9 protein-coding genes and 1 pseudogene are annotated in these 10,787 nt (G+C 51.6%); 7 read left to right on the top strand and 3 right to left on the bottom strand.

Annotation, left to right across the window (positions count from 1 at the left end):
* Positions 1-328 precede the first annotated feature (328 nt).
* Complete coding sequence (locus ACR0EN_RS20650) at positions 329-982, bottom strand: 4'-phosphopantetheinyl transferase superfamily protein (protein WP_170819483.1); 654 nt, start codon at positions 980-982, stop codon at positions 329-331.
* A 234-nt stretch (positions 983-1,216) separates the two neighbouring features.
* Here ACR0EN_RS20650 and ACR0EN_RS20645 point away from each other — a divergent pair.
* The 3 genes and pseudogenes from ACR0EN_RS20645 to ACR0EN_RS20635 form a co-directional block, all read left to right on the top strand.
* Positions 1,217-1,533: pseudogene (locus tag ACR0EN_RS20645) on the top strand (transposase); the annotation flags it as partial.
* Positions 1,534-2,639: 1,106 nt separating this feature from the next.
* Positions 2,640-3,239: a polysaccharide biosynthesis/export family protein gene (locus ACR0EN_RS20640; RefSeq protein WP_170819482.1), complete on the top strand. Its 600-nt coding sequence runs from the start codon at positions 2,640-2,642 to the stop codon at positions 3,237-3,239.
* A 20-nt stretch (positions 3,240-3,259) separates the two neighbouring features.
* Positions 3,260-4,672 (top strand): hypothetical protein, encoded by a 1,413-nt coding sequence (locus ACR0EN_RS20635; RefSeq protein ID WP_480537309.1) that lies wholly within the window; start codon positions 3,260-3,262, stop codon positions 4,670-4,672.
* Positions 4,673-5,062: 390 nt separating this feature from the next.
* Here the strand turns inward: ACR0EN_RS20635 and galE are convergent, their stop codons facing one another.
* The gene (gene galE, locus ACR0EN_RS20630; protein WP_170819480.1) at positions 5,063-6,076 is read right to left on the bottom strand and encodes a UDP-glucose 4-epimerase GalE; all 1,014 of its coding nucleotides are present in this window, start codon (positions 6,074-6,076) and stop codon (positions 5,063-5,065) included.
* Between the two features lie 674 nt (positions 6,077-6,750).
* Positions 6,751-7,464, bottom strand: a complete 714-nt coding sequence (locus ACR0EN_RS20625; protein WP_170819479.1) for a polysaccharide biosynthesis/export family protein — start codon at positions 7,462-7,464, stop codon at positions 6,751-6,753.
* A gap of 241 nt (positions 7,465-7,705) precedes the next feature.
* Here ACR0EN_RS20625 and ACR0EN_RS20620 point away from each other — a divergent pair, with 241 nt between their 5' ends.
* From ACR0EN_RS20620 to ACR0EN_RS20605, 4 genes are all read left to right on the top strand, one after another.
* Positions 7,706-8,134 carry a hypothetical protein gene (locus tag ACR0EN_RS20620; protein ID WP_170819478.1) on the top strand — a complete coding sequence of 143 codons (429 nt, stop codon included), beginning with the start codon at positions 7,706-7,708 and terminating at the stop codon, positions 8,132-8,134.
* Positions 8,135-8,258: 124 nt separating this feature from the next.
* Entirely contained in the window at positions 8,259-8,585 is a 327-nt protein-coding gene (locus ACR0EN_RS20615; protein WP_480562764.1) for an endonuclease/exonuclease/phosphatase family protein, read from the top strand.
* A 326-nt stretch (positions 8,586-8,911) separates the two neighbouring features.
* The gene (locus ACR0EN_RS20610; protein WP_170399612.1) at positions 8,912-10,351 is read left to right on the top strand and encodes a UbiA family prenyltransferase; all 1,440 of its coding nucleotides are present in this window, start codon (positions 8,912-8,914) and stop codon (positions 10,349-10,351) included.
* Complete coding sequence (locus ACR0EN_RS20605) at positions 10,348-10,770, top strand: GtrA family protein (RefSeq protein ID WP_170819476.1); 423 nt, start codon at positions 10,348-10,350, stop codon at positions 10,768-10,770. Before ACR0EN_RS20610 ends, ACR0EN_RS20605 begins: the two co-directional genes overlap by 4 nt.
* Positions 10,771-10,787: the final 17 nt, after the last annotated feature.

Genomic DNA, 10,787 nt, shown 5'->3' with positions numbered 1-10,787 from the left:
AAAACAAGCCACTCATCACGCCTCCTGAAGGCCAGGAAGTTGAGTCAGCCCGGTCCAGAAATTGCAACCAAATCAATGAAACCAGAGCCTAGGCGGCTGGGGGCCTCATGGAATGTACTTTGCACCGCTTGGCGGCAAAATCAAATAAACATGGTAAGGGATATTTATCAGATGAGATTGTGACTTTGGAAGATAGAAGGTAATGAGCAGAAGTGGAGAATATTGCGCGTAACATGTGTAGATATTTGTGCTAAAACAAAACTATGCCTAGTAAGAATATTGGCAAGACCCAGTGGTTGGACAGAGTTTGCGATAGAACTTCAAGAGTTCAATCCCCAGGCGCGCTGGTAACAAGCCAGGTGATGGCGATGTTTCCGGTCAACTGGTAACCAATGTTGAAAATCGCGCCTACGCATAACCAATCCGAAAGTGGTTTTGTCAGGCGCAGGTTCAGGCTGTTTTCGGTTGGCGCGGCATCAAGCGCGGCATAGTCAAATCCGAAAAACTGACGCACGGCCGGAAAAAGGGCTTTGTAAAGGGTCTCCTTAGCGGAAAAGACGAGAGTGGCCAAATCCGCTGGCGGCAACACACCCTGATTGCGGATCAGGTGGGTTTCGTCTGGTAATAAAGTCAAGTGGAATATCGAATCCAACACAGACTCGTGGGCTACATCTTCGATGTCGATGCCAACCAGAGCACCAGACTGGTTTGATACCATTGCAGCACAGCGCTGGTTGGTATGAGTGATCGACCCGGCAATCCCTTTGGGCCAGATCGGTTCCCGGTTCGGTCCTATCGTAATTTGAGCAGGGTCTTTTCTGAAAGCAGACAACGCAGCGCGCGCCATAGCGCGACCAGCTAAATATTCGGCGCGTCTTTTGCAAACAGCGGTGTTGAGGGCGTTTGGGCGATCGACGCCCAACTCACTAAAAAGTGCATCCGAAAAACGCTGCTTGTCGAAACTTGCAATTAGCGCGGTCACCGCCGCTTCACCAATCTCGAGGGTTCGAAGATCGCTTAGGAAACCATTCGAGCGTGTTTGCCACCGAGAGATTTTGTGTTGGTAATGCTGCATTATTCGCGGCCATCCTGATTACGCGCAATCACATATATAATGTAGACAATTTCATCAGAAAATGTGAGCAGAAGGACACGGATTGCTCCGTCTTCATACTGGTGTGGATTCCAATAGAGGCAGGAGGCTCTGTAGGTGTAGACGTTCCGTCGAGAACGCGACTTCGCGGCTTGGCTCGGACTGATCCCCAGACAGCATTCGACGGGGGTAAGCAACGTCTCGGTGCAACAACAAAGATGGGGGCACGCTCGCTCAGGCGATTGTTGATCATCGGCGCCAACAGCGTTGTTATGTGGCGTTCACATAAAAGGCCAGGAAGCGATCCCTGGCTTGTCCGCATGATCGAACGCAAGCCACCACTGCTGGTTCGCGAAGCCCTGGCCAACAAGATGGCAAGGATCGCCTGGGTCTCGACAAGCAAAAGGGAAGCCTACCGGGCTCCAGTCGCCTGCGCATAACGCATACGCAGGCTGCGAGGCGGCGGAAACGGAAGAGAACAATGGACGGTATGACATAAGGATAGTGAAACCGGATCAGGAAAACCAGCTTGCAACAGAGTGCTTCGAGCACGTGGTTTTGAATTGGACCGAATCCGCCAACTCCATACGGGCCAGCGGCAAATACAAAGGCCGCTCAACAGGCCGAACGCATGTCAGTACCGAACCGATGCTAAAGACCGACTAAATTACCTCTTGCGTTTTGGGCGTCTACACATGTTGTAATTTTTGACCATTGACCTTCGTAGCTGTCACTGTGTCCTTAATTGCTGGACGCTCGCTTCAAAAGGTGAGCAAAATCAGTTCCGAATTATTCCCTTAATTTCTGGACTGGGCTCTAAATTCCGAGACCGTGCACTCTGAGAATATGCTGTGTGTCCGACAGACGTGAACAGGTACAGCGACCCATGGGATCTTTCACCGAATGTATTTGGGGTAGCTGGTTGGTGACCTTTGGAGATCCGAGATATTCAGGGCACAAAATCTTGGTAAATGCACCAGGATGTAACTGTGCCCAGAAATTAAAGGCACAGTGATATAGATGGCACTCGGGCATTCTACGGATGAGTGAAGCCAGAAGGCTTGGCAAAAAGGGCACCGTTGATGCGCTGTCACCTGTTCCGGTTATGGGTGGACTGCTGAAGTGGATCGTATCATCAGAATGGTGTGCCTACACTCAAAACTTAAAAGCTGCCGAGGCCCAAGTAGACTGTAGAAGCCGTACCTATAGAATACATCTGATATCAGCGCGGCACTTCCCAAACTCATTCCCAACAAGATTATCCCGACAAACAGGGTGCCCTTCGCCCCTAAGGGTATTGTGCAAATGAAACGCTATCACGCCAATGAAGTGAACCAAAAGCACAAATGTGGTGCAATCATGCCCGTGCAGAACGCAACCAAAAGGATTCGTAGCCAAGTTGCGTCAAAGAAAGGTAAATTTGATGCAACCTAGAAGAATTCGTAGAAATTCCACCAAAAGAAGGTCAAAATGACGCCGTAAGAGGTTGCTGAGTTTTCGGCGGGTCGCCGGGAAGAGATCAAGGCAAAATGGAAAGAGTTTGAATATGAAATCTATTGTTGCGCTGCTCGTTTCAATCATCGCTGGTGCCACGGCGTTGCCAGCCATGGCGCAGGGTTATCGCATTCAATCAGGTGATACGCTGCTTATTGAGGTGTTGGAAGATGAAAGTCTGAACCGCGAGGTCTTGGTGCGGCCGGATGGCCGGATCAACGTTCCATTAGCAGGTTCATTGCGCGCCGGCGGCCGAAGCGTTGAACAGGTTAGCAATGAACTCAAGCAGTTGCTGGCTCCGAACTTTGCTTCACCTCCCAATGTTTTTGTATCGCTGGGGGCCCTCAATGTACCACAAGAGCCCTTACCGGAGCGCACAATAGATGTTTATGTAATCGGCGAAGCCGGAACACCTGGTCGGCATGCGCCAGTGCGCGGTACAACGTTGCTGCAGTTCTTCGGCGAAATGGGTGGATTTTCTAGATTTGCGGCTACAAAACGGATAATGCTGCGTCGTACAGACAAATCAGGTAAAGAAACTGTATATCAGTTTAACTACGATGCGATGTTGGACGGCACAGGAATGGGGGGATCGACAAAGCTGGCCGACGGTGATGTAATTGTAATCCCACAACGGCGCTTGTTCGAGTAACCCCGAAAAGGGGCAGGGCAGTGAAACAAAAGCTACTTCTACAAACGGCGTTTTGGGGCGCTGTTTGCCTTGTTGTAAATGTAAACGATCGTGCTTACGCTCAAGGCGTGGACTTGGACCCCGGTGGCCTCCAAATGACTCTGGGCCTGGCCCAACGTATAGAAGCTGGAGAAAACCTGACTCTTGATGTTCCCGAACAGGGCCATGGCACAATCGCTTCGACGATATTATCTTTCGGACTATCCAGTGAAACCCCAATTCAAAGCCTCAGCCTGGATGCCGTCACGGCCCTGCGTTGGTCAGATTTGCCGGACAGGGGCAATGAGTTCGATATTGGTGATTCCATTTTTGATTTTGACTACATCCGCGATGGCGCGAATGCCGGTCTTGATCTCGGCATCGATTATTCCAGCTATGATATCGGATTTTCACGGTCTTTGGAGACATTCGTTGATGATGAGGGTGTATTGGAAATACCGTCCGATTTCCCCGATCTTACAGGCGATGGTACGCGCAATGAATACAACCTGGCCTTCCAAATGGACTTTGGTCGCAGGGATTTAATTGGATACTATTTTCGTGTAGATGCCCGGGAGCTCAGATATACTGATCAAACAAGCTCAGGTCTTTTTGACAACAGCACTATCAGCGCGGGAGCCGGAGCCAGCTTTGCTTTGTCTCCGATAACCACCGCTACCGTTGATGTCAGCGCGGAGCGATTTGAAGAAGATGATCCGGATCAACGGCATCGGACTACCAAGGATATAACGCTTGGATTGCTCCACGAACTCACGTCACGTACTCGCGTCAATTTTGCCTTTGGGTATACTGACATTGATGATAGGCGCGATATTGAGGGTGATGTGCTTACCACTGGCCCGATTGGCAGTTTTGGTATCGAACATGATATGCCAAACGGCACGGCAACATTCGATTTGGAAACCGAACTCGCTACAGCCGGGCGCCTCAATAGTTTGAGGGTTGGCCGCAGTATAGCAGTCCTTGATGGGGACTTTTCGGCAAGCCTCGGTGTTGCACACACAAATGATGGAAAGACTGAGCCAATCGGGTCGTTAAGCTACGCTCAAGTTTTCGGAGAAAACGAAATCCGTGTCTTTTTTGACCGGGATGTTGTTATTACAGATGATGACGTTTTTCGCGATGAGTACATCTTAGACATCGTCTATATCCTGGGCCTTGGTCCTTCTTCCCGTCTTGGGCTTTCCGCAACTCAAGTCCTTACCGATGATACTATCGTTGACCCACGCGTTGAGCGGACAGATTTGAATGCTGTTTATAGTTATGAACTCGAGTCCGAGTGGGTCTTAAATGCCGGCCTTAACTACCGTATACGAGACGAAGACGGCCTCGGCCGCGCTACAAGCCCTTTAGCATTTTTTTCCATTGGTAGAGAGTTTGCTTGGCGACCTTAATACGTTTCTGAAGCTCCTTGGGTCGGTGTACTTGTTTATGCTATCGTTTTACATCTGCTAATGCATACCTTGAGGTCGGATTCCCTGCGATCAGGAACTTACAGGCCGGAAATTTTACGCTAATGGCCACCTATTTTATTCGTGTGCAGGTCAAGTCTTGCAACCCAGGCTTGCTTGAAAAACTAGAAACTAAGATTTCTTGCTAGTTTTATTTGGCAATCCGCACTCAAACTCATAGCCTCAAATCGGTTTATTAATGGCCCTTCACCGAATGTGTGCGAGGTAGCTGATTAGTGGTCTATGGATATTAGAGAATTAAGGGCACAGTGACATAAAGGCAGGGTGATTTGCTCACTGCCTCTCAGGCAGCATCAAGGCCTAAGGTAGTGATTAATGCTCAAAGCCCGACGGGTTTTTAGATTGCCAGTTCCATGCTGTTCTACATATATCAGTTAAGTCACGCTTAGCGGTCCAATCAAGTAACCTTTGTGCTTTGGACACTTCGGCAAAACTACGTGCTACATCACCTTGGCGCCTTTCCGCGATTTTGAATGGGATTTCTCTGCCTGATGCCTTCTCGAACGCTTTCACCATTTCCAATACAGTGATTCCTGTTCCGGTACCGACATTAATGGCTTCGCATCCATGGTTCTCGTGAGCGTATTTGACGGCGGCAAGATGGGCTGCCGCTAGATCATCAATATGGATATAATCACGCTCGCCCGTGCCATCCCGAGTTTCATAATTGTTGCCGAAAATGCTGAGCTCTTTGAGTCTGCCGACTGCCACCTGAGAGATGTAGGGCAGTAGATTATTTGGGATCGCGCGTGGATCCTCTCCAATATCGCCAGACTCATCCGCCCCAACCGGGTTAAAATACCGCAAGAGGACGGCACTCGCGTGCGGTCGTGAAGTAATCCAATCGCGGATAATCTCTTCGATAAAGTATTTTGTGCGACCGTACGGATTGGTGGGGTTTAGTGGGTGATCTTCGTCATACGGAAGATACTGCGCCTCGCCATAAACCGTGGCAGAAGATGAGAAGACGATATTCTGGCAGCCGTGCCGCTGCATGCAGTCCAGCAGGTTTATGCTGCCCGAAACATTCTGCGCGTAATAGGTCAGTGGTTTTTCGTTGGACTCACCAACCGCTTTTAATCCCGCAAAGTGAATGACCGCGTCGGGGCGAAATTTCTCAAAGACCTCATCAAGCACATCTGGGGCGCGATAATCGCCAACGTGAGTTGCAAAGCTCGAGTTGGTTAGTTTCTGGACCCGGCGCAACACTTCGGGCGAGCTGTTGGAGAAGTTATCCAGCGCCAGCACGTCAATGCCATCTTGCAGCAGTTTTAATAGCGTATGGCTTCCAATGTATCCGGCACCGCCGGTCAACAGTACACGCATACCGCCTAATTCCTTGTCGCCTTGTTATCGTTGCACGGTCTTTCAGCCAAAGGAGACCCTATACCAACGCAATCGTGTTAGCCATCAAATGATTTGGAGCACGAGCGGATGGCCGGCATCGTGGGATCAGGGGCGACGCTGTTTCAATCTGCGCCGCATTCCCTTGACGCAGCATGCGGGTTTCTCGATTGACTGGTTTTTAATCTCTTTTGTACCTCAGAGGATTGCTTCAGCCTGATCAACAGTAGTTGTCGGTCGGTCTGCTATGGGTAGGAGCAGTTGATGCCCCGCTGGTCTACCAATCCAAGCTATGGTTTCTTTGCGGGATAATACAGATTGTAGTACCAACAATCTTTTGAACTTTCGGTCGGCCGAGCCTCCAACTCGAAATTGATATTTTGCAAGTGCGGCCCGCGGGTCACGTCATGTTCCAGGCCGCTCTCGTCGCTACCCATCACAATCCGGTTCTCAAAATCTTCGCAGACCGTTTGTGTAACGCAGGTAACCGCACAAAGTGACCATCACTGCTGACGCTCTAAAATTTGCCACAATCACCAACGCACTCCTCAAATCTCAGTAAAAGATGGTCTTTTCTGAGCGCATGAGAAATACAGTTGCTAGATTTGCATTTCTATTCGGAACGCTTCGGCTGAGAGAAGTAGATTCCATGCCTGTCAATTCCACGCGACGCGCTTCTCCAGCCCGATGAAGATCGTATTGGCACTGATGTCTTCTTCAATAAGAACCGTTGAGAACCGGCCCACGAGGCTCCAATCCTGTGCGAGGTAGTAGCGATACTCCAGCTCCAGACCGTAGCGCCGGAAGTCATCGCCTCCGTCACTTCGTTCATCACTGTCTAGCACAATAAAGATTATATCGAACTCGGAAAGGTTGGTCAGTTCTTGATTAAGAATTGCGGTCAGTGCGCTGATGACCGTCTCAGCCTTTTTGTCGCTGGTTATGGGAGGCTGAGTCAGCGCGGCGCAATTGCACACGCGTTTGACCACCGCGAACCGCGTCATGCCCCCGCCTGTGGAAAGCGCATGCAGGATCGTCTTACCGGGCGGCGTCTCAGTGAGCTCCGGTTCTTCGAACTTACCTAGAGGAAAGACATTGATCGTCCCCGGCTCCAGTGGCTCGCGCTCTTCCGGGACAGCCGAGACGAAGACATTGGGCGAGGCTGCAAAGTTGCTGAAAATCCGGCGTGCAAGGTTGCGGTCAATCTCTGTGATCGTCAGGCCTGCGGCGCGGACTGGGCCTACAAATGGAAAAATAAAGCGACCATCGGGCAAAACCCGAACCGAACGGTAGAGATTAGGAACTTCCAGTATCTGAATTTCTAGCGTATTACGCGGGGCGCGCCAGATAGTTGCTTTGAGCCTCGGCAAGTGTTATCGAGCCAAAAAGCGTAGCCATTGCCAGCAAAAAAATAGGTATATGCGCGTCACAGGTTGTGCCCCGTTTCAGATCATGCTCTTTGACTTTTCCCGGGCGCTGCGGCTTTTATAGTGAAGTCAAAATTGTCACAATTCGGGGGTTTGTCGGCAAATTGCTCTTTATTTGACACGTTAGGTCGACATGAAAAGCTGTGACAGGGGTGGATGCGCGGACTAATGGCGAAGCATTTGCATGCAGGATCAACCGAGACTGGAAAGAATGACGGCCTGGGCCGGCGCCATGGCGGCTTTGTTGGTACTCTGTCTGATTGCCGGAACAGTTCTGAAACTTGCCCCACAACATAGTGTTTGGAGCGCTGGAGCACGTTTATTCGACAATCTCGCCCCCGGCTGGCTTGTGCTAGCGCTTCTGCTTGCATTGGTGGTCTTCCGCTTGGGGCTTTGGCGTCTTGGAACAATGCTTATAGTGGGCGGAGTGTTGAGCGGCGGCCATCTGATTTGGCAGCATCGTAACCTTAGTCTGCCATTCGTATCGGAGGAGCCAGCAGATCTGCGGGTGCTTTTCTTCAACGCGCTTGATAGCAATCATGCACAAGGGGAGCGGATCGTAGAGGCCGCGTTGATGCAAGAGCCTGATCTTTTAGATATTTGCGGAGGGTAATGCGGTAAAAGCGGCTTTGCCTGCTCTTAGCCATCGCTACACTCTTCTCTCTGAATGTACACAAGAAGCGTGCTCACTGGTCGTGGCAGCACGCAACGCTCCCCTCCGATTTTGGGCGTTGAAGTTGAACGCAGCCTGGCTGACCGGATTGGCAGAGGTTGAGCATGAGAATCTGGTGGCACAATATGATTGGTTCGACGATCCAGTCGTTGCGGTTGGTGATTTCAATACTGCGCCCTGGAGCGGATCGATGCGTGATAGTCTGGTCCGTACGGGATTTCGGACCTTGCGACGGACCTTCGGAAGCTGGCCTGCCAGTTTGGGACGCTTGGGTGTACCCATCGACCATGTTCTCATCCACAATGGAGCGCGAGTCGTAGCGCTGGAGATTTGTGGCGATGGACTTGGTTCCAACCATCGGGGGTTCGTTGCAGACATTGCTGTGCCATAGACTGGAAGTTGACCTTCGCGGGTTCACCAGACGTATATGAGGTCTTTTGCGAGCGTCATGAAGTATGACGATGATGAAGGACGCAATCTTGCAGGACTTCAAGGCATGGCCTATACAATGATTGGGTTTAAATTACGGGAAACATTGCGATACTACAGGCATTTGCGGAATTACGCGATCGCGTCCAGCCCCCCATTTCTCTTAGTATAGGTTCTTTTGCCTCATTCTGTACCGGATACCAAGAATGCTCCGTTTGTCTGAGATACCACCTCGTGTCACTTTAATATGGAGGCTTGTTCTCGTGGCGTATTCAGGAGATTAACAGTATGGAACTGGACCAGTTGAAAGACCAGCGCATACTTGCTGTCGATCTCGACGGCACGCTTCTGCGGTCTGACATGTTGTTTGAAAGTTTCTGGTCAGCGACCAGCCGGGACTGGCACGCGCCTCTGGGTGCTGCATTTGCGCTGGCTGGAGGGCGGGCGGCGCTCAAACGCAGTCTCGCGGGGCGGATGGATATAGATGTCACGACGCTGCCTTATGACCCGCAGGTCATCGATTATATCAATGCATGGCGGTCGGAGGGGGGAACAGTTTTTCTGGTCACGGCGTCCGACGAGACGATTGCCCAAGAGATTGCCCAGCATCTTGATATTTTTGATGGCGTCTACGGCTCGAACGGGGTCCGCAATCTCAAATCCAGTGAAAAAGCCGCCTTTTTGACCGACCAATTCGGGCGCGGTGGCTATGCCTATATGGGGGATGCGGAGGCGGATCTGCCGGTCTGGGAGAGCGCAAATAGGGCGGTCACGGTCAACCTACCTGCGCCCCTGCGCCAACGTGTTGACGGTTTGGGGTTGGAAGTTGAACATTTGTCCACCGCCCAACCCGGCCTGCGGGATTATCTCAAGGCGATCCGGGTGCATCAATGGCTGAAGAACCTTTTGGTCTTTCTGCCGATGTTGGCGGCCCACCAGCTCGACGCCGAGACCTTTCTGCAAAGCCTTCTGGCCTTCGTGGTCTTCTCTATCGTGGCCTCCAGCATCTATGTTCTCAATGACTTGCTCGACTTGCGCTCCGACCGGGCGCATCCCACGAAATGCAAGCGCCCCTTCGCGGCGGGCACAATCCCGATCGCTCATGCCACCTACCTGATCGCCGCGTTGATGGGACTGGGCCTGATCCTGTCCCTGTTTCTCGGTGGAGCCTTCATTGGGATTATGCTGCTCTATGTCGTTGTCACTACGCTCTATTCGCTCTGGCTGAAACGCAAAGCGATCATGGATATCGGCACATTGGCTGCGCTCTATACCACGCGGATCATCGCAGGCGCCGTGGCAACGGGTATTACGCTGTCGATGTGGCTTCTGGCCTTCTCGATTTTCTTCTTCCTGTCGCTGGCCATCGTGAAACGGCAGGCGGAATTGATGGACAGTGCTGCGCGCGGCAAGCTCAAAGCTGCCGGGAGAGGCTATGTTGTCGATGACCTACCTGTTCTGGTCATGATGGCTGTAGCGTCCGGCTATGTGGCCGTCCTGGTTATGGCGCTCTACATCCAGTCGCCTTCGGTTTCGGAGCTTTACACAAACCCCAAATTTTTGGGCGCCATCTGCGGCATCCTGCTCTACTGGATCTCCCGGGTCATCCTGTTGGCGCATCGTGGCCAAATGCACGAGGACCCGGTCGTCTTTGCTGCACGAGATCGGCAAAGTCGGATCTGTGCTATATTGATCATCCTCGTCGCCGCTGGTGGGACGCTGTTGTGAGCATCATACGTATAGCGGTTCTCTATGCCTTGTTTGCCGTGATCGCGACAGTGATCAACCTCGGCGTCCAGAGGCTGGTTCTGTCGTGGAACAGTGACGCAACTGGCTTTGTGCTGGCGGTCTTTTGCGGCACGCTCGCGGGCCTCATCGTCAAATATACCCTCGACAAACGCTGGATTTTTGCCGATTTCAGTACAGGTCTCAAAGCGCACGGCCAGAAATTTACGCTCTACACGATCATGGGAATTGTCACGACAGCGATCTTTTGGGGTACGGAAACAGCGTTTTGGCTGATCTGGGACACGGATATGATGCGTGAACTTGGCGCTGTGTTGGGGCTCTCGGTGGGTTATGTCGTCAAATATTTCCTCGATCGACGCTTTGTCTTTCAGAATACCCAAAAGGCGGCGGCGGTATGACAGAGCTTTCGGGCTGG

The organism is Ruegeria sp. AB7 (genome assembly GCF_056542625.1).
Note: the sequence above shows the minus strand (reverse complement) of the source record. Positions and strands in the feature narration are given on the sequence as shown.